Origin of the sequence: Paraeggerthella hominis (assembly GCF_021044775.1) — a bacterium.
Taxonomy (GTDB): Bacteria; Actinomycetota; Coriobacteriia; order Coriobacteriales; family Eggerthellaceae; genus Paraeggerthella; species Paraeggerthella hominis.
This window is the reverse complement of record NZ_JAJNOQ010000007.1, coordinates 139,558-161,474: the sequence shown is the minus strand read 5'-3', so window position 1 is coordinate 161,474 and position 21,917 is coordinate 139,558. Positions and strand designations below refer to the sequence as shown.

The 21,917-nt window shown below is 61.8% G+C and carries 18 protein-coding genes; 12 read left to right on the top strand and 6 right to left on the bottom strand.

All coding sequences use genetic code 11. The features are described from left to right. Positions 1 to 866: 866 nt before the first annotated feature. The 3 genes from LQE90_RS09070 (at position 867) to LQE90_RS09060 (ending at position 2,693) form a co-directional block, all read left to right on the top strand. Positions 867 to 1,256, top strand: coding sequence for a YraN family protein (locus tag LQE90_RS09070; protein ID WP_216529487.1), 390 nt, complete (start codon positions 867 to 869; stop codon positions 1,254 to 1,256). Between the two features lie 91 nt (positions 1,257 to 1,347). After that, positions 1,348 to 1,710 (top strand): hypothetical protein, encoded by a 363-nt coding sequence (locus LQE90_RS09065; RefSeq protein WP_216529486.1) that lies wholly within the window; start codon positions 1,348 to 1,350, stop codon positions 1,708 to 1,710. Between the two features lie 380 nt (positions 1,711 to 2,090). Then, positions 2,091 to 2,693, top strand: coding sequence for a hypothetical protein (locus LQE90_RS09060; RefSeq protein WP_216529485.1), 603 nt, complete (start codon positions 2,091 to 2,093; stop codon positions 2,691 to 2,693). Between the two features lie 36 nt (positions 2,694 to 2,729). Here LQE90_RS09060 and LQE90_RS09055 read toward each other — a convergent pair whose 3' ends face one another. From LQE90_RS09055 to LQE90_RS09040, 4 genes are read right to left on the bottom strand one after another with little or no spacing between them, the layout of a single operon-like run. Then, entirely contained in the window at positions 2,730 to 3,866 is a 1,137-nt protein-coding gene (locus LQE90_RS09055; RefSeq protein WP_216529484.1) for a hypothetical protein, read from the bottom strand. Next, the gene (locus tag LQE90_RS09050; RefSeq protein WP_216529483.1) at positions 3,866 to 4,390 is read right to left on the bottom strand and encodes a plasmid mobilization protein; all 525 of its coding nucleotides are present in this window, start codon (positions 4,388 to 4,390) and stop codon (positions 3,866 to 3,868) included. Before LQE90_RS09050 ends, LQE90_RS09055 begins: the two co-directional genes overlap by 1 nt. Next, positions 4,380 to 5,474 (bottom strand): site-specific integrase, encoded by a 1,095-nt coding sequence (locus LQE90_RS09045; RefSeq protein WP_216529482.1) that lies wholly within the window; start codon positions 5,472 to 5,474, stop codon positions 4,380 to 4,382. The genes LQE90_RS09050 and LQE90_RS09045 overlap by 11 nt, the downstream gene beginning before the upstream one ends. 2 nt (positions 5,475 to 5,476) lie before the next feature. Then, complete coding sequence (locus LQE90_RS09040; RefSeq protein ID WP_216529481.1) at positions 5,477 to 5,689, bottom strand: DNA-binding protein; 213 nt, start codon at positions 5,687 to 5,689, stop codon at positions 5,477 to 5,479. Between the two features lie 135 nt (positions 5,690 to 5,824). Between LQE90_RS09040 and LQE90_RS09035 the strand changes: the two genes are divergently transcribed. Both LQE90_RS09035 and LQE90_RS09030 read left to right on the top strand, forming a co-directional pair. After that, a complete protein-coding gene (locus tag LQE90_RS09035; protein WP_216529480.1) occupies positions 5,825 to 6,256 on the top strand; it encodes a helix-turn-helix domain-containing protein in 432 nt (143 codons plus the stop codon). A 567-nt stretch (positions 6,257 to 6,823) separates the two neighbouring features. Next, positions 6,824 to 9,013, top strand: a complete 2,190-nt coding sequence (locus LQE90_RS09030) for an Ig-like domain-containing protein (RefSeq protein ID WP_216529479.1) — start codon at positions 6,824 to 6,826, stop codon at positions 9,011 to 9,013. Positions 9,014 to 9,568: 555 nt separating this feature from the next. On the opposite strand, the gene guaA is transcribed toward LQE90_RS09030, so the two are convergent. Then, positions 9,569 to 11,164, bottom strand: a complete 1,596-nt coding sequence (gene guaA, locus LQE90_RS09025; protein WP_216529478.1) for a glutamine-hydrolyzing GMP synthase — start codon at positions 11,162 to 11,164, stop codon at positions 9,569 to 9,571. A gap of 248 nt (positions 11,165 to 11,412) precedes the next feature. Here guaA and LQE90_RS09020 point away from each other — a divergent pair, with 248 nt between their 5' ends. The 7 genes from LQE90_RS09020 to LQE90_RS08990 all read left to right on the top strand — a co-directional run bounded on the left by LQE90_RS09020 (position 11,413) and on the right by LQE90_RS08990 (position 19,979). Next, on the top strand, positions 11,413 to 11,793 hold the full coding sequence (locus tag LQE90_RS09020; protein WP_216529477.1) for a propionyl-CoA carboxylase subunit beta: 381 nt from the start codon (positions 11,413 to 11,415) through the stop codon (positions 11,791 to 11,793). Positions 11,794 to 11,859: 66 nt separating this feature from the next. Continuing rightward, a complete protein-coding gene (locus tag LQE90_RS09015; RefSeq protein ID WP_216529476.1) occupies positions 11,860 to 12,795 on the top strand; it encodes an undecaprenyl-diphosphate phosphatase in 936 nt (311 codons plus the stop codon). Positions 12,796 to 12,972: 177 nt separating this feature from the next. Further along, positions 12,973 to 13,254 carry a chorismate mutase gene (locus LQE90_RS09010; protein ID WP_114568017.1) on the top strand — a complete coding sequence of 94 codons (282 nt, stop codon included), beginning with the start codon at positions 12,973 to 12,975 and terminating at the stop codon, positions 13,252 to 13,254. Continuing rightward, positions 13,251 to 14,051 carry a 3-deoxy-7-phosphoheptulonate synthase gene (gene aroF, locus LQE90_RS09005; protein WP_123191870.1) on the top strand — a complete coding sequence of 267 codons (801 nt, stop codon included), beginning with the start codon at positions 13,251 to 13,253 and terminating at the stop codon, positions 14,049 to 14,051. Before LQE90_RS09010 ends, aroF begins: the two co-directional genes overlap by 4 nt. Before the next feature lie 549 nt (positions 14,052 to 14,600). Further along, the gene (locus tag LQE90_RS09000; protein WP_216529475.1) at positions 14,601 to 16,331 is read left to right on the top strand and encodes a Na/Pi cotransporter family protein; all 1,731 of its coding nucleotides are present in this window, start codon (positions 14,601 to 14,603) and stop codon (positions 16,329 to 16,331) included. Between the two features lie 206 nt (positions 16,332 to 16,537). Beyond that, positions 16,538 to 18,889, top strand: a complete 2,352-nt coding sequence (locus LQE90_RS08995) for an ATP-dependent helicase (protein ID WP_216529474.1) — start codon at positions 16,538 to 16,540, stop codon at positions 18,887 to 18,889. Positions 18,890 to 19,124: 235 nt separating this feature from the next. Then, complete coding sequence (locus LQE90_RS08990; RefSeq protein WP_216529473.1) at positions 19,125 to 19,979, top strand: DegV family protein; 855 nt, start codon at positions 19,125 to 19,127, stop codon at positions 19,977 to 19,979. A gap of 94 nt (positions 19,980 to 20,073) precedes the next feature. On the opposite strand, the gene sdaAA is transcribed toward LQE90_RS08990, so the two are convergent. Then, positions 20,074 to 21,723, bottom strand: coding sequence for an L-serine ammonia-lyase, iron-sulfur-dependent, subunit alpha (sdaAA, locus tag LQE90_RS08985; RefSeq protein ID WP_216529472.1), 1,650 nt, complete (start codon positions 21,721 to 21,723; stop codon positions 20,074 to 20,076). Positions 21,724 to 21,917 lie beyond the last annotated feature (194 nt).

The following is a 21,917-nucleotide window of genomic DNA, read 5'->3' as shown; positions in this document are numbered from 1 at the left end:
GTCTCACGCCCGACAAGCGCATCGACGCCCCAGCCGCCATCAAGGTATACGCCAATGCCCGCACCTGCGGAAAGGCCGATTATCCAACACGCATCATCCTTGGTGACCATAGGAGCTCCCTCGCTTTCGCCTGCTATCTAAGCAAGAAAGATTATATAGGAAAAGTCCCAGTATCCAAAGCGGTCTAACACAACGAAGGTTGAGGACAGTGGCGGCGTGAAAGGCCATGTGAGGCGCTGTTTTGGTACCTGGCTCGCCTGACGGGCGGTCAACTGTGACAATTTGTCACAGTGCCTTCCGAAGAAGCGCGCGGCGGTGATGGGCGCATCTCGTGCATGCGCGAGATCGCTTATCGCCTCGTCGTCGTGTGCGATGGCGGCTGGCTTTCCACGGATCCTGCGCCTGCTGCCTTGCGCCGAATCGGTTCGCTATCTGTTCGGTCCGCCTTGCATCGCCTTCCGGCGAAAGACGGCGTCATCCAGATCGGCCACCCTCTGCTTGCATCGACGCTTCCCGCCGTCCCATGGCCTTCATCCGCGTTCGGAGGGCCCTTGTGCGCCTTGCCTTTCCTAGGTTCGTTGGGAGACTCCTTGACTGCGATGCCCCTTATGCCGTCTGCCTTGAGCGCGCATTGCCGCACTGAACCCGCCGCAGGAGCAAGGGCACGCGATGTTTCCCGAAAACTTTTACCTGATGGGATTTCGTTCGATGCAGGCAAAACTTTCCGACAAACACCGGAGGATGAGGGATCTACGTAAGGCCTCCTTCGCTTTCCTCCCTTGCGCCCACGGCGGGACCCGCGCGCCTTTCGCGCCACAAGGCGGAAGGCCAAAGGGGCGAACCGCCTGCAACCCAAGGAGGTCATCATGTACGAACTCAAGGAGAAGGCCATCAAGGCGGCGGCAAGATTCCTCATCCAGCGCGGCTACGAGGTCCTGGAGACCGGGTGGGAATCCGAGGGCGGCAGCGCCATCGACGTGGTGGCGAGAGAGGACGACGCGATCGTGTTCGTGGATGTCTTCGCAAGGCGCGGCACCGACAAGGGCATGCCCGACGACGGAGGCGTGGCATCCCGCGAAAGGCGCGAGATCGCAGCGGCGACCTGGCTCTCCGAGCATGCGGACGACGAGGGGTTCGCCAATCTCCCGATCCGCTTCGACAGCATCGCGATGATGGTCATCGGCGAGAACCGCGCCCTCCTGAGGCACCACATCAACTGCCTCGGCTGCGACATCACCGCCGGCCAGACCGACTAGGACCTCCCGGTCCAGCCGGACACGATAAGCCGCCCCGGGCACGCGCCCGAGGCGGCATTCTTCCAACCATCCCACCGAAAGGAGGCCCGGCATGGGCACCTGGGTATACGACATCGACTGCTGCGTCCGGGACCTGCGCGTCTCGGAAGAGAAGCTCGCCCGCCTCAAGCGCGAGTGGCGCGACGTCGCCGACTGGCAGGAGCGGGCGCTCGAGGACGGAACCGTCTCCATCGACCCCGTGTACGGCGACGGATGCCGCCTGTTCACCGACGACCAGCCCTGGTCGTTCGCGGAGGATACGGCAAGTCTCGTTGCCGAGTGCGAACCCGGCAGCGTCGTCGACCTGTACGCCTCGGATGACTTCGCGTTCGTGCGCATCCGCAAGACGGAAGAGGGCGACGTTGACACCGAATGGCGCTGCGCCGTGAACCCGTTCGAGGTGCGGCCCGCCTGACAAGCGATGTGCGCGCCCGTGGCATCCGACGCTGCGGGCGCGCCGCCATCCCCGAACCAGCATTCACGAAGGCGATACGGTGGCGCATCCGCCACGGCTGGCGCAGTCCGTTCCGCCCGCCGGCACGATGTGCGGAACCCGGCGACCTCCGATGCGCCCGTCCCAGGGCATGCCTCGGCCACCGATGATCGCCGCGAACCTCGCACGAGTCAACGGCGCGGAAAACCTTTCGCGGAGACGATGGACGCTGCACGCCCGCGAAAGCTCAGGGCCCCTTGCAGGGGTTTCCGCTTCCTTCCGTTGACACGCGCAAGGACCGCGGCATCCCCGCGGCCAAGAGGCCGGCCAAAGGGGCGGGTCGCAAGATCTAGGAGGTCATCATGGGAAACCGAGCAGTCATCACCACGCCGGAGCGCAAGATCGGGCTGTACCTGCACTGGAACGGCGGACGCGACACCGTCGAGCCGCTTCTGAAGTACTGCGAGCTCAAGGGCTACCGCCCGCCGAGCGCCGACACCTACGGATGGGCGCGCCTGGCCCAGGTCGTCGGCAACTTCTTCGGAGGCACGTGCTCGGTGGGCATCGGCACCTACACCACCGACTCGCAGATGAACCCCGGCGACAACGGCATCTACGTCGTCGACGGCTGGAGCATCGTCGAGCGCATCCTGCCCTACGAGGGGTTCCAGGAGCAGGCCGCGTACGGTTTCGACGAGATGCTGCGCGCCTTCGACGAGTCCATGCCCGAAGGCGAGCGCCTGGGGGCGCTCCTGGACGCCGATGAGGTTTCGGCTGGCGAGCTCTCGCTGGGAGACGAGGTCTGGATGCGCGAGGTCGACGACAGCTACAAGCCCTACCCGGTTATCGCCTTCATGGAGGACGGCACCCCGCTCGTCGCGAGATACGACCACGACGGCGACTGGTCGTGGAACCCCAACAACCGCGTTACTGCGAAAACGGCCCGCATCGTGGCGCGCGGGTAGCGCTCAGGGAACTGGGACAAATTGTCCCAGTTCCCATTAGCCGGGCTTGAACCGCTCGTCGCGGTACGCCCGATACGTTCGCATGGCGTCTCCCATGCGCTCGAAGCCGCCTTTCGCGTCCCACGCCATCGCCCAGAGCCTCTGCGCCTCGGCGTCGGCCTCGCGCCAGCTTTTTTCGAGCTCGCGCATACGCATCTCTTCCTGCTCGCGCTCCCGCTCGGCCTGCCTTTTGGCCCTCGTTCGCGCTGCGCGGTCCTTCCGCTCGCGGCGCTCTTCAAGCGCCGTTTCGAGGCTGAGCCCCGCGATCGGCCTGTTGGGCTTGAGCCAGGTCGACAGGGTCGCGATGAACCTGCCTTCCGTGCCGGCGTCCTCCTGTTGGGAGACGTAGCGCCGGTAGCTCTTGGCGAGAAACGCCTCGTCAACTTCGTCGGACAGAAGGGACTCGCGCCAGACGCGCCAGGCTTTCTCCTTGGCGCACTGCGACGCCTTGGCGCGCGGGACCTTCTCCCATGCGCTCTCGAAGTCCTCGCTCGTTTCCGCCGTCCCGCCTTCCTCGCCGCAAGGGAAGCCGGCTGGCTGGTTGGATGGTCTTTCAGTAGTCTCTGAGTAGTCTTTGTATACGTCTGGCGATTTTTCGCCATACCTATGACGGATTTTCGCCATAGGGGCGTCGGCTTTCGCGACGGCACCGTCATAGCTATGGCGTTTTTCCGTCATAGGGTCTGGCGCGGCATCGGACTCGGGATAGGTGAGCTCGTAGACGCGCTTAGGGCTGATGGCTATGAACATCACGTTGCCCATGGTGCCGGCGCTGCTCTCGATGTTTCTGAATACGCGCCGTATGGCGCCGAGCTCTTCCAGGCGCACGACGGCGTCTTTGGCCTGCCGCTTGCTGATGCCGAAGTGATCGGCGAGCTGCTCATAGCTTCTCTGCAGGAGGTCTGCGGAGAAACGCTTCTGGTAGGCCACGACATCTCCGGTGAACTCGTCGCGGACCTCGCGAGGTCTGTACCAGTAGAGGATGTCGGAGAGGATGTTTATGGCCACCAGGTCGGCTTTGCCCGTTGGGCCCGTTATGGTCTTGTACCAGGTCGCCGGAATCACGTTGCCGGTCACCGCCATCGTGGCGATTGCGTCGACCGCAGCGTTTCCTGTGAGCTTGCGTGGACCCATCAGCTGTCCTTCTTGAATAGTCCTTTGGCCTTGACTCCCTTACGGGCCTTCTTCTGCGGCATGGGGCGCTCGCTGACGACGACGGGCTTCACCTCGTCGGGCTTCAGAGGAACCAACCTCTCGTCGGGGGCCATGGTGGCCTTCAGATCCGCAAGCTCCATCTCCTCGAAGCTCGCCTCGTCGTGCTCGTCTCCGAGCTTCATCCCGCCTGCCGCCATCTGGTTTAGGATGTCGAGGATCGCCTCGGAGATCTCGAGCTGTCTTGCGTTCGGCTGCTCGCCGGCAGAAAGGCGCTCGAGCTCGTCGGCGACGCGCCTGGCCTGCACCGCGAACGCCTTCTGCACCCGGATCGTGGCGAGCACGTTGATCTGCCTGTCCTCGAGCTTGCTCAGGATGAACGCCTGCTTGGTCATCCCGCTCAGGCCGACCAGCTGGTTGACGCGCTCGTTCTCCTCCTCCGACACCCTGAACCCGATGGTGACGTTCCTCCACCTGCCTTCCTTGTCGACGTTTTTAACGCTCATCGCCGCCGCCTTTCGCGTTCATGAGGGCGTCCAGGACGTCCGCCATGTTTCTCTGCTGGTTCGGGAACAGGTGAGCGTAGCGGTAGGTGATGTGCACGCTCTCGTGGCCCATCCGGTCGGCGATGGCGACTGCGGTGAAGCCGAGGTTTATCAGGAGCGACACGTGGCTGTGGCGCAGGTCGTGGACCCTGATCTCCTTGACCCCCGCGAGCCTCGATGCGGTCTTGAGCGTGTTGTTGAGCGCGTACTTGGTGAACGGGAAGACCCTGCCGTCCTCTCCTGGATCCCATTCCATCTCGATGTACTCCTGGAGCTCTTGGGAGAGAAATCTGGGCATGGCTATGACCCGCTCGGACTTCTTGGTCTTCGGCTTCCCGATGATGTCGCGCCCGTCCAGGCGGCTGTACGACTTCGTCACGCTGATGGTCCTGTTGGCGAAATCGAAATCATCCGGCTCCAGCGCCAGCAGCTCGCCCTCCCTCAGCCCGCACCAGTAGAGGGTTTCGAAAGCGTAGAACATCTCGGGCCTGTCGATGAGCTGCTCCGAAAACCTCAGGTACTCCTCGGTCGTCCAGAACTTCATCTCCTTGCCCTGCTTCTCGCCGACCCTGCCGGCCTTCTGGAGCGGGTTGGAGGGCAAGCCGTAGTGCCTGACGGCATGGTTGAGAATCGCCGAGAGCTGGTTCTCGACCGTCCGGATGTAGGTCTCGGAGAACTTCTTGCCGTTTTCGTCTCTTTCCTTGAGGAGCTTGTTCTGCCAGTCGATGACGTCTCTGGATGTGATGTCCACGACCCTCATTCCGCCGAAAAACGGAACAAGCTTGTCGTTGATCACGTACTCCTTGCCGCGCCAGGTGGTCTCCCTGAGCCTCGGCCGCACGTCTTCGGCGTAGACCTTGACGAACTGCTCGAAGGTCATGCTGGTCGACCTCGCCTCGTTCGCGAGGAAGTTCCGCTCCCATTCCAGGGCTTCGGATTTGCTCTTGAACCCTCGCTTCGTCGAGTCGATTGTCTTGCCGTCGCGGTTGGTGTAGTAGAGCCTGACGAGCCAAGTGCCGCGCTTGCTGTCTTTTCTGACGGTCATGGCTAGCGCCCCGCATCCGTCTCGTCCAAGTCGATCGCGTCTGCGCGACCGAAGAGCCTCTCCTCGTAGTAGGAGCGGTTCGTTTTTCCTCGGATGGTCAGGCAACCCATGTCCTCCAGCTCGGCGTTGAGTATGCGGACGATCTTGTATGCATGCTGCACGCTGCATTCCAGGTCCTCGGCCACCTCTTTGGCCGTTATGAGTCTCTTTCGCATAACCCCTTCCTTTCCATGTGATACAAAAACGTATCAGTTATGGAAATAGAATAACTGATACAATTACGTATCAAAAGAGGATGTTTTTCGGAATCGTCGAAAAACACATTCGGTATTACAAGCAAGGAGGCGCAGATGGGCATCGGAGAGAAGATCCAGCGCATCAGGAAGGAGCGCGGCTATACCGCCGAGAAGCTTGCCGGCATGCTCGGCATCTCCGTCGTTTCGCTGCGCAAGTACGAGTACGGGGAGCGTATGCCCAAGGAGCAGATGATCGACGAGATCGCGCGCTGCCTGGGGGTGAGCCCCTCGACGCTCAAGGCGGACTGGGGGAGTAACGTCGATGACGCCATCCATGTGCTTTTCGACCTGGAGGAGGAGTTCTGCCTCGAGCCTGTCAAGATCGGCCAGACGATAGTTCTCTCCCTCCCCGAGGAGCTGGACACCGAGGAGCAGGAGGCCCTTGCCAAGGCGATGCACCACTGGTACAGGAACAAGCGCGACTTCAGAGACGACGAGCTCACGCACGCCGAATACGTCGCCTGGAAAGACTCGTTCAGAGCGTAGGTGCGATGGGAGCGGGGAGAAAAGGCCTCCTCAGAGGCTTTTTACGCCGCAGCCCAGCTTTGACCCGAAAGCCGATTTTCCCTTTCGAGAGACCGATACGAAAACGTGCCAATTCTGAAGTTGTAGGCGGCTTACGGATCGATGGTCCCGCATGTGTTGTTAAAGTGTGGGAAACGGCACGAAGCCGTATCGCCATTTTCCCACTCAATAGCAACGAATCTAAAATACGTGCTGTCCTATGCCGTCTCGTTGCTTCTCTTTCAAGGAGCTCTCTGCAGGGCGAATCATTCTGCGATCAGGCGAGGAGATTGCAAAACGCGCTTTCGGCCTCTGTTCTGCCCGATTCGCGACTAATTCCCTGGCGACTAATCCCATGTTTACGAGGGGGAGTGGCTGTAGGTGGTGCTCAACGGGCGCGCACGCCGTCTCTGATACGGCAATCGGGGGATGCAAACCATGCGCCCTCGGAGGCTTTCTCCCTGACTTTTGTCAAGAGCGGAAGGCGGAAAACATTCTTTTTATGGGATAATTGAATAATGGATTATTCATAAGGCGAGGAGACCCGTCATGATGAAAAAACGATTTTTAAGCCTGCTCTGCGTGCTGACCCTCTGCCTGGGCCTGCTGCCCGCCACGGCGCTGGCGGTGGGAGAAGATGCGCCCGCTACGCTTTATGTGGGAAATACGCAGGTTATTAGTAGTACTGAAACCACCTACTGGAAAACAAATGCCAGTGGGGAGCTAGAACGGGTTGTGGGAGCCAGCGACACTTCTAATAATTGGAATGTCAAATACGATCCAAACTCCAACACTCTGACCTTAAGAGGGGCGTCCATCCAGGGAGGGTCTAATGCCGTATCAGCGCCTTATGGCTCCGGGATCTATGCTCTGAGCCATAGCGGGCAGCCGGTTTCCCTGACCATAAAGCTGATTGGTGAGAATACCATCACAGGCAGCTATGGAATTTATGTGAATTCAGAGTTGAGCGCGAACAGCTATGGTACAGACGCCTCCCTGACTATTACGGGTGAAAGCAATGGAAGCTTGAAAGTTTCTGGTTCTTCTCTCGGAATATGTGTCAAAAGCGGAACAGGCGACGCCTCCCTGACCATTAAAAACGCTTCCGTCGATGCAAAGACTACTCAAACCAATTCTGGCTACGCCGGCGTCTATGTGCAGTCCAGCCCGTACGCTACCAGCTCCCCGCAGCTCTCCCTTGCCGTCAATGGCGGCAGCCTGACCGCCAGCGGCGGCACGAGGAGCGATGGGATTCTGTTCAATGTGCAATCGTCTCAAGCCACCGGTGCCACTACTAGGCTGACAATCAGTGACAATGCCATCGTGCGGGCGGAAAACGGGATCAAAGCTTCTCGTGTCGATGAACCTACACCATCAGGCACTGGTATCGTATTCAACGACAAGAAAGGCACCGTGTACGGCGATGTGACCCTGGACGAGAGCCTCACCATTGCCCAGGGCGAGACCCTGACCATCCCGGAGGGGTCTACCCTCAACACCAATAACAAACTGACTAACAACGGTACCATTGTGAATACAGGCGGTACCCTGAATGGCGAACCGGGCGGCATCATTGTCACCGCCCCCGCCATCACCACCGAAAGCCTGCCTGACGGCACGGTGGGGCAATCTTACACTGCGACGCTGGAAGCAACTGGAAACAACATTACATGGAGTGCCAGCGATTTGCCTGCAGGGTTGACGCTGGACGCCGACACCGGCGCAATCACCGGCATCCCAACCACGGATGGGCAATTCCAGGTTACCGTTACCGCCACCAACAGCGTCGGCAGTATCGACCGAACATATACACTGAATATTAAACCGGCTACAGTTTCTGTCACCGGCTTGAAGCTGGATAAAGACAGCCTAATCTTACAGGAAAACGGCAGCTATACTCTGACTGCCACGGTAGAGCCTGCCGATGCTACTAATAAAGCTGTAACTTGGGCAAGCAGTGACACCAATATTGCTACGGTAAGCGCAGATGGAACAGTGACTGCCATAAGCGCAGGCAACGCCACGATTACCGCTACCGCTGCGGACGGCAGTGGAATTAGCGCCTCCTGCAACTTGACAGTAACGCATGGCAATATGATACAAACGCCAAAGAAAGATGCCACCTGCACAGTGGATGGAACCGAGGAATATTGGACATGCGAAATCTGCGGTAAGCATTACAAAGATGAAAGCGGCACAATTCCAACGACTCCTGAAGAAAATAAAATTCAGGCCACCGGTCACAACTACGAGAACGGCAAATGCACCGTTTGCAGTGAGGTCGACCCCGCCTTCAAGGCGATGATTATTAAAGGTGCGAATGGGGAGTGGCGGAAGGGTAGCGAGGACGGACTGTTCTTTACTTCCAATGCCGCCTTCGCTGACTTCTTAAAGGTTCAGGTAGACGGAAAAGACGTGGACTCCTCCAAATACACGGTAGAGGAGGGCAGCACCATCGTCACCCTGAATGCCTCCTATCTTGAAACCCTGTCTGCAGGCAAGCACACGCTGGCGATCGTCTCCGATACTGGCACTGCCGAGACCGAGTTCACCGTTGTCGCGGCAGAGAAGCAGGTGGTCGATGATGAATCTGCGAACGATAAGGCCGACAACGACGGTGACAAGGAATCGCTCGCCAAGACCGGCGACGACTCCATGCTGCCAATAACAGCGCTTTCTATCCTTGCCGTCGTCTCTATCGCAACAGGGGTGTTCGCTCTGAGAAGGTCTCGCATCTAGGTTTCGCAAAAGCGCTTTATGAGTCTTATTCCGCCCCGCAGGCAATCCTGCGGGCGGTTCTTTTATATGGGCGTCGAACAGGCGAGGATTCGAGAGGGCGCTCTCGATACGTCGCTTGGAGGGACTCGTCCAGGGCGCAGTCGAGCCGGACATGGAGAAAAAGGCCTCGTCAGAGGTCTTTTTTACGCCGTGACCCAGTTTTGACCCAAAAGCAATATTTTCCCTTTCGAAAAACAGATACGTAAACGTATCAATTCTGAAATTGCAGGCGGCTTGCAGGTCGATGGTCCCGCATAGGTTGGGAAAGCGCAGGAAATGATACAAAACTGTATCAAGTGATATTCTTTTGGCATCGTCATTAATTTGTAGAAAACACCTGGTAGAAAGACAAATAACAACTCGTAAACCGCCCGCAAGACGCTATCGCAGACGTTGTCATCTTGTGGGTCACGATAATACGTGACCGCATTATCAAAACATAAAAAAATACCCTCTGAGCAGGCAATACTCAGAGGGCATGATGGGTCACAAACTGATACGAAAACGTATCACCATTTATTCCCACTCAATCGTCGCTGGCGGCTTGCTCGTGATGTCGTAGGCCACCCGGTTCACGCCCGGCACCTCGGCCACGATCCTGCCGCTCACGCGCGCCAGCACCTCGTAGGGCAGCTTCGCCCAGTCGGCGGTCATCGCGTCGCTCGACTCCACGGCACGTAGGATCACGGGGTAGCCGTACGTGCGCTCGTCGCCCATCACGCCGACGCTCTTGATGTCGGGCAGCACCGCGAAGTACTGCCACACGCTGCCTTCGCCGTTGCGCTCGCCGGTCTGCTCGAACACAGCCACGTTGTACGCGTCCAGCTCCTCGCGCACGATGGCGTCCGCCTCCTTCAGGATGGCCAGCTTCTCGCGCGTCACCGTGCCGATGATGCGGATGGCCAGACCCGGCCCCGGGAATGGCTGGCGATGCACGATGTGATCGGGCAGTCCCAGCGCCGTGCCCAGCGCGCGCACTTCGTCCTTGAAGAAGTGGTCCAAAGGCTCGATCAGATCAAAATGCACGCCCTCGGGGAAGGGGATCAGGTTGTGGTGGCTCTTGATGGTGCTCGCCTTGCCGCCGGTTTTGCGCGCGCCGCTCTCGATGATGTCAGGGTAGATGGTGCCCTGCGCCAAAAACCTCACGCCGTCCAGCTTCTGCGCCTCGTCGAAGAACACCTTCCAGAACTCGGTGCCGATGATCGTGCGCTTTTCCTCGGGATCAACCACGTCGGCCAGCAGCGCCGCGTAGCGATCCTCGGCGTGCACGTGCACGAAGTCCACGTCGAACTGCTTCGTGAACACGGCCTCCACCTCTTCGGGCTCGTCCTTGCGAAGCAAGCCGTGGTTCACGAACACGCAGGTCAGCTGCTTGCCGATAGCCCGTGCGCACAGCGCGGCCACTACGGAGGAGTCCACGCCGCCCGAAAGGCCCAGGATCACGCGGGCATCGCCCACCTGCGCGCGGATGGCCTCCACCGCGTCGTCGATGATGGAGTCCATGGTCCAGTTCCGCTCCAGTTCGCAAATGCCGAACAGGAAGTTCCTCAGCAGCTCGTCGCCGTGCGGCGTGTGGCGCACCTCGGGATGGAACTGCGTCGCGTACAGCCTGCGCTCGGCGCATTCCATCGAGGCCACGGGGCACGTCTCGGTCCTCGCCGTCACCGCGAACCCTGCGGGCACGTGCGAAACCGCGTCGCGGTGGCTCATCCACACCGTTTGCTCTGCCGGGGTCTCGCCGTACAGCCGCGATGCGCCCGCGTCGCAGCGCGCAAGCTCGGCCGCGCCGTACTCGCCCTTTTCCGTATGGCCCACGGTGCCGCCCAGCGTCACGGCCATGATCTGCTGCCCGTAGCAAAAGCCCAGCACCGGAATTCCCAGCTCGAAGATCTCAGGGTCGATGGACGGTGCGTCCTCGGCGTACACGCTGGCCGGGCCGCCCGACAAAATGATGGCCGCCGGCTTCATTTCGCGCACTTCGGCGGCGGCGATGTCGCACGGGACGATTTCCGAGTACACGCCCAGATCGCGCACGCGGCGGGCGATCAGCTGCCCGTATTGCGCGCCGAAATCGACGACGATAACCTTCTGGTCGGATGATGCTGTGGTCATGTTCGCTCCTTTTTGCACGGGCGGCGCGGGACCGGGCGCGCCCGCCTTGCCTTCGTTCGCCGCCAATCTTACACGAAACCCCTCCCGCGCTGCGTTTCCAGTATGTTTCCGCCGGGGATTCCCCACGTAGTTTGCACGAAGCCCGCTCCCTCCCAGGTTTGGACCGTGCGTCGGCGGGGCGGTCGCCGATCGTGTCCTCCCTCTGTTTTCTTCGACCCCGACGCTCATCCTCGGGTACAATCCCTGCCATGGAGAACGTGCGAGACGACATATCGACGCTCGACGAGCCAGCGTCCGCGTCTGCGTCCGCGTCCGCGCTTGCGCCTGCGTCCGCATCTGCGGAAGCGGAGGCCGCGTCGAGCGCGACGGGAGCGCCCGAACCCCTGGCGGCCTCGCCGCAAGCAGGGGAGCGTCCCGACGCCGACCGGCATCGTCGCGATCTGCATGCCTCGTTCAACGATCGCATCTCCTACCTGTGCAAGCTCGCCGCGCTCGTCATAGCGCTCGTCGCGCTTGCCACCATGGCGCTCGGTCAGGAGCTTCCCCAGTTCGTTCTCATGGGGTTGTGCCTGTCGGTCGCGCTGCTGGCCATCGCGGCGTTGCAGGATCACCACCAACGCCGGCGCTAGCAACCAGGCGCGGCCAACGCCCGCGCGCATCTATTCGACCCGAAAGCAATCAGAGGTACTGCACGCATGATCATCGAAGCATTGAAATCCCTGCTCATCGGCATTGTCGAGGGCATCACCGAATGGCTGCCCATCTCGTCTACCGGCCACATGATCCTGGTGGACGAATTCGTGAAGCTGCAAGTGTCCGATGCGTTCCTGGCGCTGTTTCTGGTGGTCATCCAGCTGGGCGCCATCCTGGCGGTGCTCATCCTGTACTTCCACAAGCTGAACCCCTTCTCGCCGAAGAAAACCTCGGTCGAGAAGAAAAGCACGTGGCGCCTGTGGGGCATGGTCGCCATCGGCTGCATCCCCGCGGCCATCATCGGCATCCTGTTCGACGACTGGGTGAACGAGCACTTCTACAACAAAGTGACCGTCGCCGCCATGCTCATCCTGTACGGCATCGTGTTCATCGTGCTCGAGCGCCGCAACCGCCGCCGCTTGCGCGAGGCCGAAGCCGCGCTGGAGGCGCCGCGCGGCCGCCATGCGCGCGCTTCGCAGACCGACCTCGCCGAAGAGGCCGAGGCTTCTGTGTTCAAGATCACCAACGTCGACGACATTGACTGGAAGACCGCGCTCAAGATCGGCTGCTTCCAGGTTCTGGCCATCATCCCGGGCACCAGCCGCTCCGGCGCCACCATCATCGGCGGCATGCTGTCGGGCTGCTCGCGCACCGCGGCTGCCGAGTTCACGTTCTTCCTGGCCATTCCCATCATGTTCGGATGGGGCTTGGTGAAAGCCCTCAAGTTCTTCGTGGCCGGCTTGGTTATGACGCAGGTGGAAATCGTGGTCCTGATCGTGGGCATCGTGTCCGCGTTCGTGATGTCGGTCGTTTCCATCAAGTTCCTCATGGGCTACATCAAGAAAAACGACTTCACGGTGTTCGGCTGGTACCGCATCGTCGTGGGCGTGCTGGTGCTGGGCTACTTCGCCTTCGAGTCCATGGGGATGCTGCCGTAAGGCGACGTCCGTCGGCCGCGCTGGCCATTCACCCAGGAACTTCCTAGCAAATATTGACGCGGCGGGCCGTTCTGGCCCGTCGCTTTTGCTATCATACTGAACCACACGAGGGCCGGCCGCCCGCCGGGCGCCAAGGGCCATGCTCGTTACCGCATAAGAGTTATGAGAGGAAAGCCGATGTCTGAAGAGAACAGCTCCTTCGCGGAGATCCAAGAACATCGTGCCAAGATCGACGAGATTGATCGTCAGATCGTCGCGCTGCTCAACAAGCGCGCCGGTCATTCGCTGGTCATTCGCGGTCTCAAGCCCGGTGCTCATCTGGGCCTGTACGATCCGCGGCGCGAAGAGGAGATCTTTGCGAAACTGAACAGCTATAACGAGGGTCCCCTGTACAACGAGAACCTGCGTGAGATCTATGCCAGCATTCTTAAGGTGATGAAGGAGACCCCGTCGGTATGAGCGAACAGATAGCAACCAAACTGCCGGATTACGGCACTCGATCCGACGAGATCACCATCTTTGCCGGACCGTGCTCCGTCGAGAGCAAAGAACAGTTCGAAGAAGTGGCTGAATGCATCGCCGATCTGGGCCTCACCTGGATTCGCGGCGGCGCGTTCAAGCCGCGCACGAACCCGCATTCGTTTCAGGGCCTGGGCGAGGAAGCCCTCAAGATCATGCAGGATGCCGGGCAAAAGTACGGCCTGAAAACCCTGACCGAGGTCATGGACTCCGCGCACTGCGAGATGGTTCACTCCTACGTGGACGGCCTGCAGGTGGGCGCGCGCAACTTCCAGAACTTCAGCCTGCTGAAGAACATCGGCCAGGTGACGAAGGACTCTCACAAGATGGTGCTGTTCAAGCGCGGCTTCGCGGGCACCATTTCCGAGTGGCTGTCGGCAACCGACTACATCACCATGGAAGGCAACGACAACGTGGTGCTGTGCGAGCGCGGCCTGCGCACGTTCGAGACGGCCACGCGCTTCACGCTGGACATCTCGGCCGTGCCGGTCGTGCACAAGCAGAGCCTGTATCCGGTGTGCGTGGACGTTTCGCATCCGGCGGGCGTGCGCGACCTGGTGCCGCCGCTGGCGAAGGCCGCCGTGGCCGTGGGCTGCGACTCCATCATGATAGAGGTGCACCCCAATCCGCCGGCGGCTCTGTCCGACGGCCCGCAGCAGCTGACCCCGTCCCAGTTCAGGGACCTTATCGCCGAACTGCGCGAGATCGCGGCCGTGTTCGGGAAGAAGATCGTGTAGCGCTTCGCCGTCAGAAAACGGCAAAGCGCCTTGACGCCGGACCCGGGCCCTTCGACGCTCCTGCCGAAGGGCCCGTTCGCTTCCGCCGAAGGGGCCGCTCGCTTCCGCGCTGTTCGGGCGAATGGGCAGGGGGTCGAGTGGGTGCGTTACCCTCTTCGTGCACAGTTTTGTCCCCAATGTTGCGCTCGAGGGGCAAACCGAGAAGCTGACCTCAATATGACCGTGCGTTTTGCCTGGTCGCGAATGCCCGTTGCCGGCGAACGGGTCTCGCCATGCGCTCGAGCGCAACATTGCGGCAAGAATTGTGCACCAAGCAAGCCGCCCTCTGCCGCCCCGCCGCCCCGCCGCCGACCCGTCCTGCCGTCGGCGCGCCCCTTGCTCGCCGAGCCATGCTCCTTGCGGCATGGCACCCGCCCCCTTCGCCCGCCCAATTGTAAAAACTTTACCTGAACTTTACATTCCCTTGACAATGGCCTTACCGTTCGCCCGGTATCCTTTCGCTTCGCGTGCATTGACGCTTGTAACCGATGATGCGAAGGGGAGTCCCGCGTGAACGCTCCGATGGAAACCGTGTTCGGCCTGCTGGGCGGACTGGCCGTGTTCCTGTTCGGCATGAACATGATGTCCGAGGGCCTGCAAAAAGCCGCAGGCGCCAAAATGAAGTCCATCCTTTCCCTGCTCACCTCGAATCCCGTGCTCGGCGTGCTGGCCGGCGCGGTAGCCACCGCCGTGCTGCAAAGCTCCAGCGCCACCACGGTCATGGCCATCGGATTCGTGAGCGCCCGCCTTATGACCATGCGCCAAGCCATCGCCGTCATCTTCGGCGCCAACATCGGCACCACGATGACCGCGCAGCTCATGGCCTTCAAGCTGAGCGACTACATTTGGCTCATCGTGTTCGTGGGCTTCATCGTGTGGTTCATCGCGAAAGACGAGCGCATCAAGAACATCGGCCAGACCGTGTTCGCGTTCGGCTTGCTGTTCGTGGGCATCGACACCATGGGCGCCGTCATGAAGCCGCTTGCGCAAAGCGAAGTGTTTCTGGCCATGATCGAGCAGGTGAAGGACATCCCCGCGCTCGGCGTGGTGGTTGGCACGGTGATGACGCTTGTGGTGCAAAGCTCCAGCGCCACCATCGCCGTGCTGCAAAGCTTCGCCTCGCAGGCCGGTCCCGACGGCGTGACCAGCGTGTTGGGCCTTGCGGGCTCCATTCCCATCCTGCTGGGCGACAACATCGGCACCACCATTACCGCGTTGTTGGCTTCGATCGGGCAATCGCGCGACGCGAAGCGCACGGCGGTGGCGCACAGCGTGTTCAATATTTCAGGCGCGCTGGTGTTCATCTGGTTCGTTCCCGTGATCGTGCAGTTCGTGCAGTTCCTGACGCCCGGTCCCGAGCTGGACGTCATCGCGCGCCAAATCGCGAACGCGCACACCACGTTCAACGTCGTGTGCACGCTGCTGTGGTTGCCGTTCATCGGGGTGATGGTGAAGATCGTCACGTTTTTGGTGCCCGGCAAGGCCGGTGCCCACGACCAGGGCGCCCTCGTGAACCTGGACGACAAGATCGTCGGTCAGCCGGTGTTCGCCATCAGGATGTTCGGTGAAGAGCTGCAGAAGTATTGTGAGAAAGTGCGCGACATGCTGACGGCGTTGCCCGAGGCCATCGCGAACAAGGATGCAGCCGCGCTCAAGGCGCTCAAGGCCGATTGCGCAACGGTGGAGGCTGCGGAAACCGAGCTTGCGAACTACGCGGTGGAGCTTTTGTCGGCTGGCGCGACCAGTGAAAAGCAAGCGGCCGAGATTTCCGACCTCATGTTCATCGTGGACGCGGTGGGGCGCATCGGTGCGCGCTGCGGGGAAGTGTCCGCGCTTTACAGCGAGCGCTTGTCGTCCAAGAAGCAATTCTCGGACGAGGCGCGCCAAGAGCTGGGCGAGAGCGCGGCCATGGTGGCCGAGATGTACGGCGCGGTCCTGCAGTTCCTGAGCGATCAGGACGTGGCGTCGGAGCGCGTGCTCGACGAACGTCGTCGCCAGATCATCAAGCGCCAGAGCAAAGCGCGCAAGGACCACTTCCGCCGGGTCAGCAGCCAGCAGTGCGCCCCTGAGAACAAGGCGGTGTACAACCAGCTGCTGCTGTGCCTTGAGCGCGCGGGCAACGAATGCTCCAACCTGGTAGAGCATGGGGCCGAGCTGTCCATGTGGGGTGACTCGCTGGGAGCCGATCGCACGGATTCGCGCGGCGGCGGATCCGGCGAGCTCGTGGAGGCGCTCGCCTAGAGCGCGCGCCTGCGGCGAGGCGGCCGAGGCATCGACGGCGCGACCCTCGATGCCTCGACCCTCGACGGCTCCCGCCAACCCTCGGCAACCCCCGGCAGCTCGCCCCGTCCTCCTTGCGCAGATTGCGCGCGTTTGCTTGGGCGCCTTAGGGAAAAGGGGTAGAATACGAAGGCTCATTTCACCTCCATGCCAAGGAGACTGCTCACATGCCAATCGATATCGAAACCCTGAACGGACCGCAGCGCGAAGCGGTCGTGACCACCGACGGGCCGCTTTTGGTGCTGGCCGGCGCCGGGTCCGGCAAGACGCGCGTGCTGACGTACCGCATCGCGAACCTGATCGAGAACCTCGGCGTTGCCCCCTGGGAGATCCTGGCCATCACGTTCACGAACAAGGCGGCCGCCGAGATGCGCGAACGCCTGACCGGCCTGGTAGGCCCGCGCAGCCGCGGCATGTGGGTGGCCACGTTCCACAGCATGTGCGTGCGCATCCTGCGCGCGGACGCGGAAAAGCTGGGCTTCACCAAGAACTTCACCATCTACGATGTGGACGATCAGAAGCGCCTGTACAAAGAGATCATGGCCGAGCTCGACATCGACCCGAAGCGCTTCCCGATCAACGCGCTCATGAACCGCATCTCCACGGCTAAAAACGAGCTGGTGGTGCCCGCCGAGTTCGAGAAGCAGGCCAGCGACCCGGTGGGGAAGGTGGCGGCGCGCGTCTACACGAAGCTGCAGGAGCGCCTCAAAGCCGCGAACGCGTTCGACTTCGACGACCTGCTGCTGTACGCGTTCCTGCTGCTGAAGAACCACGCGGACGTGCTGGACGCCTACCAGGATCGATTCCGTTACATCATGGTGGACGAGTATCAGGACACGAACCACGCCCAGTACGCCATCACGGGGCTTTTGGCCGCGAAGCACAAGAACATCATGGTGGTGGGCGACGACGACCAGTCCATTTACAGCTGGCGCGGCGCCGACATCCGCAACATCCTTGAGTTCGAGCAGGACTACCCGAACGCGCACACGGTGAAGTTGGAGCAGAACTACCGCAGCGTCGGTAACGTTTTGGCGGCTGCGAACGCCGTTATCGCCAACAACCAGCACCGCAAGGCGAAAAAGCTGTTCACGGATGCCGAAGAGGGCGACAAGATCCAGGTGTACATGGCGTCCGACGAACGCGACGAGGGCCGCTGGGTGGCCGGCGAAATCGAGAAGCAGCGCGCACGCGGCTTGACGTACAACCAGATGGCCGTGTTCTACCGCACCAACGCCCAGTCCCGTATGCTGGAAGATATGCTGCTGCGCGCCGGCGTGCCGTACCGCATCGTCGGCGGCACGCGCTTCTTCGATCGCGCGGAGATCCGCGACGTCATGGCCTACCTCACGCTCATCGTGAACCCGGCCGACGACATCGCGGCCAAGCGCGTGATCAACGTGCCGCGCCGCGGCGTGGGCAAGGCCAGCATCGAGCGCATCGAGCAGTTCGCGCGCGAGATGGACATGACGTTCATAGACGCGGCCGAGCTTGCCATCGTGGATCCGGAGCTGCGCGCGGCCACGCGCCAGGCCATCGGCGGGTTCGTGGGCCTTATCAAGGAGGCGCAATCGTACGGCGGCGACCTGCGCAAGGTCATCGAGGCCGTCATCGACAAGAGCGGCCTCATCGCTGCCCTTCAGGCCGAAGGCACCGACGAGGCTATCGGCCGCATCGAGAACATCAAGGAATTCTTGGGCGTTGTGGACGAGTTCGTGGACACGCACGACGAAGAGGATGCCGAATACGCCGCCCCCACCGCCGGCGAGGACGCTGAAGCGGCTCCCGTGCGCGTGCTGCGCGGCGACTCGTTGGCCGACTTCATCGAGTGGGTGCGCCTGCGCACGGATTTGGACACCGTGGCCGAAGACGGCATGGCGGTCACGCTCATGACGGTGCACTCGTCGAAGGGCCTGGAGTTCGACTGCGTGTTCGTGGCGGGCATGGAGGAAACGCTGTTCCCGCACATGAACAGCGTGAACGACGCCGCCGGCATCGAGGAGGAGCGCCGCCTTGCCTACGTTGCCATCACGCGCGCCCGCAAGAAGCTGTTCCTCACCTGCGCCTACGCGCGTCAGATCTTCGGCCAGACCTCGTCGAACCCCGTTTCGCGCTTCATCCAGGAGATCCCTATGGAGCTACGCCAGACCACGGGCGTGGGCTCGGCCGGCTTCAGCGGAACGGGCTGGGAGAAGCGCGGCAGCCGCAAGGGCATCGCCGGGTCGGGGACCGAGGCGGGCGGCGGTCGCGTGTTCGGTCGCTCGAGCGCGTCGGGCTCGGCGGGTCGCTCGGATGCGCGCACGAGCCGCGTAGCCTCCTCGTACGTGCGCCCCGGTGCCGAGAAGAAGTCTGCGGCCAAAATGACGTTTGCGGTCGGCGACACCGTGGACCACAAGACGTTCGGCCGCGGCAAGGTGACGAAGGTGGACGGCGACACGCTCTACATCAAGTTCGCCAAAACGGGTCAGACGAAGAAGCTCCTGAAGGACTACGCGCCTATCGTCAAATTGAACGGGTAGCGAGCGGCCTTCCGGAAAAGCCCGTGCATGCAGCGCCCGCCGAGCAACGCGGCGGGCGCTGCGCATTAAGCGCGTGCAGATGATGCGTCTGATGTGCGAGTTTCGGTGTAGCTGTGCATAATTCACATTTTTACTTGCCATCGGTTTCCTTGCCCGTCATTATGAAAATACTCCTGTAGCGCTAAGTGAATTCCTCAGTGCAGGCAGGGTTGATATACGAGAGAAGGGGACCCCCATGAGGATCGTAGCCGATTCCTCCGTCATGTACTCTATCGAGCAGGGTGCAGCGCGCGGTATGAAGATTCTGCCGCTTGCAGTGACCATCGACAACGAGACGTGGCTTGAATACGAGGAGATCACAACCGAGGACTTCCTCGCGCGCGTGCGTGCCGGCGCGATGCCGCAAAGCTCCTGTCCTCCGCCGCATTTGACGCTCGAAGCATACGACACCGAAGAAGAGGTGCTGCACATCACCATGGCCGACGGTCTGTCCGGCGCGTACGGCGTGGCGCACGGATTGGCGAAGCAGGCTCCGCACCCCGAGCGCGTGCACGTGGTGAATTCGGCAACGCTGTGCGCGCCCCATCGTGCGCTGGCGCTGGCCGCCGTGGAGCTGGCGAAGCGGTGCGAGCATGCAGCTGACGTGATCGAGCGCCTGCGCCCCATGATCGCGAGCGCCCACTCGTTTCTTTTGCCGGAGGATTTCGAGTACCTGCGTCGTGGGGGTCGCTTGACGCCGCTGGCTGCGAAGTTCGCGCATCTGGTGAAAGCGGCTCCGGTCATGTGCCAAACCGATGATGGCACCCGCTTGGAGCGCTTGGCTATTGCCCGCAGCTTCAAGAAGGGCGTTGAGGCGGTAGTTGCCGAGCTTGAAAAGCGCGGAGTCGGCGAAGGCCATTTTATCAGCGTGAGCCATGCGGACAATCCCGAAGGTGCTGGTTGGGCCATGGATCGCTTGAAGGCCGCGTTCTCCGGTTGCCGTTTCGGCGTCTACGATTTGGGTCCGGCGTTCATCACGCAGGGCGGTCCGGCGTGCATCGCCATTCAATCCATCGATCTGAAGGCGTTCCCCGACCTCGCAATGGGCTAGGGTTCGACGATGCGAACGAGATAAAGGGGCGGGGCCGGCGAGATAGCGGCCCCGCCCTTCGTTTAGTGCCGTTCGCCTTTGCGCTGGCGCGTTGTCAGGCTCCGCACTGTGCGCACCAGGCGCAAGCGGCCGGCGCCGCGGCTATGCCGCCAAGGGCGCTCTCTCGCAGTTCGAAGGGCAGGGAACGCCCCACTTTGTCCATGACGGCCACGGTTTGGTCGAAATCGACCAGGTTGCCAATGCCGGCCAGCGCGATCTGCGCGCTGACGAGCGCCGTGGCGGCTCCGGATGCGTTGCGCTTCTGGCAGGGTACTTCCACCAGGCCCGCAACCGGGTCGCACACAAGCCCCATCATGTTCGTGAGCGCGTTGCCCGCTGCGTTCAGGCACTGGGCGGGCGTGCCTCCTGCAAGCTCCACTGCAGCTGCGGCTGCCATTGCCGCCGCCGACCCGATCTCCGCCTGGCAGCCTCCCTCTGCGCCCGATACCGTTGCGTTGCGCGTGATCAGGTATCCGATGGCCGCCGCGGTCGCTATGCCGCGCGCCAGGTCTTCATCGGCGAAGCCCTTGGAATCCTGCAGGGCAAGCAGCACGCCGGGCAGCACGCCCGCCGAGCCCGCCGTGGGGGCTGCTACGATGCGGCCCATGGACGCGTTCGTTTCCAGTACGGCCATAGCGTAGGTCATGGCGGCGGAAAGCTGGTCGTCGCAGAGCGCTTCGCCGCGGGCGCGCAGATCGGTCAGCTTGCGCGCTTCGCCGCCAAGGAGACCTCCCATCGAGGGCAGCGTTTCGCGAACGGGCTGCGTTGCAGCGCGCTTCATAACGGAGAGCGCCAGGTCAAGATAGCATTTTGATGTATCGGCCTGCCCTAAGCTGGCTGCTAGAGCTGCCTCGCGAGCCAAAAAGGCTTCCGAAAGCGATGCGCCGTTCGTTTCGCACCAGGTAAGCAGATCCGAGCCCGATGCGAAGTCGAGATCCGCGAATCGCTGAAGTGCGCGATCGAGCGCTTCAGCGCTCTGCTGCGCGCTGCATCCTTCGTCGCCGGCGCCGGCACATGGAGCCGCGCTGCCCGCGTCGCCGGGAATGATGCGCACATCGTAGATGGCCGGGTTGCTTTCTATGGCCGCTTTTGCCGCAACGTCCACGTCTTGGTCGGTTTCGAGAACGGTGTAGGCTGTGTCTCCGCGCCGCTCGCGATACATGCGCGTGGTGGCGATGTTCACGCCGCGTTCGCTCAGGCTTTGTGCGATATGCGCCAGCACGCCGGCCACGTCGCGTTGGCGCACGACGATGCTCGTGCTTTCGCCGGTCACGTACACGTCGATGCCGTCGATGCGACGGATGACCGCCGCCCCGCCGCCCACGCTTTCGCCGCGCACGCTCATCTTGTTGCCGGCGGCGTCCTGTATGAGAATGTCGATGGTGTTGGGGTGCTCGTAGTCGTCGGCGTCGGGCAGGGTCGTGAAGCGAAACGAGAGTCCCGCCTGTTCGGCCAGCTCGAACGAATCGCGTATGCGCAGGTCGTCGGTTGCCAGGCCCAGCATGCCCGCCACGAGCGCCTTGTCGGTGCCGTGCCCGGTCAGAGTGTGCGCGAACGATCCCAGCAGACGAAACTCGACGCTTCTCGGTTCGGCAAGGCAGAGCCGGCGCGCCATGAACGCGATGCGCAAAGCTCCCGCCGTATGGGAGCTCGAGGGTCCTACCATGATGGGGCCGATGATGTCGGTTAAGCCGAGCGTCGCCATGCTCGTCCTCCTTCGCGTTGCGTTCGTCGCCGCCATGGTAGCGCATAGGGCATCGTTTTACCCGCACTTTCGTGAGTTTTAACGACGAAAAGCCCGTAGGGGCTTGCGCTTCAAGCTTCAACGCTATACTGAACTGGTCATAATCGGGCGTTTTGATCCCGAGCACATCACTGGGCGGAGAGCAGAGGTCCCGC

Coding starts and splice junctions, on each gene's coding strand:
- LQE90_RS08990 (WP_216529473.1), top strand. CDS start 19,125: ATGAGGATCGTAGCCGATTCCTCCGTCATGTACTCTATCGAGCAGGGT.
- LQE90_RS09020 (WP_216529477.1), top strand. CDS start 11,413: ATGGAGAACGTGCGAGACGACATATCGACGCTCGACGAGCCAGCGTCC.
- guaA (WP_216529478.1), bottom strand. CDS start 11,164: ATGACCACAGCATCATCCGACCAGAAGGTTATCGTCGTCGATTTCGGC.
- LQE90_RS09015 (WP_216529476.1), top strand. CDS start 11,860: ATGATCATCGAAGCATTGAAATCCCTGCTCATCGGCATTGTCGAGGGC.
- sdaAA (WP_216529472.1), bottom strand. CDS start 21,723: ATGGCGACGCTCGGCTTAACCGACATCATCGGCCCCATCATGGTAGGA.
- LQE90_RS09055 (WP_216529484.1), bottom strand. CDS start 3,866: ATGGGTCCACGCAAGCTCACAGGAAACGCTGCGGTCGACGCAATCGCC.
- LQE90_RS09070 (WP_216529487.1), top strand. CDS start 867: ATGTACGAACTCAAGGAGAAGGCCATCAAGGCGGCGGCAAGATTCCTC.
- LQE90_RS09065 (WP_216529486.1), top strand. CDS start 1,348: ATGGGCACCTGGGTATACGACATCGACTGCTGCGTCCGGGACCTGCGC.
- LQE90_RS08995 (WP_216529474.1), top strand. CDS start 16,538: ATGCCAATCGATATCGAAACCCTGAACGGACCGCAGCGCGAAGCGGTC.
- LQE90_RS09010 (WP_114568017.1), top strand. CDS start 12,973: ATGTCTGAAGAGAACAGCTCCTTCGCGGAGATCCAAGAACATCGTGCC.
- LQE90_RS09060 (WP_216529485.1), top strand. CDS start 2,091: ATGGGAAACCGAGCAGTCATCACCACGCCGGAGCGCAAGATCGGGCTG.
- LQE90_RS09030 (WP_216529479.1), top strand. CDS start 6,824: ATGATGAAAAAACGATTTTTAAGCCTGCTCTGCGTGCTGACCCTCTGC.
- LQE90_RS09045 (WP_216529482.1), bottom strand. CDS start 5,474: ATGACCGTCAGAAAAGACAGCAAGCGCGGCACTTGGCTCGTCAGGCTC.
- aroF (WP_123191870.1), top strand. CDS start 13,251: ATGAGCGAACAGATAGCAACCAAACTGCCGGATTACGGCACTCGATCC.
- LQE90_RS09035 (WP_216529480.1), top strand. CDS start 5,825: ATGGGCATCGGAGAGAAGATCCAGCGCATCAGGAAGGAGCGCGGCTAT.
- LQE90_RS09050 (WP_216529483.1), bottom strand. CDS start 4,390: ATGAGCGTTAAAAACGTCGACAAGGAAGGCAGGTGGAGGAACGTCACC.
- LQE90_RS09040 (WP_216529481.1), bottom strand. CDS start 5,689: ATGCGAAAGAGACTCATAACGGCCAAAGAGGTGGCCGAGGACCTGGAA.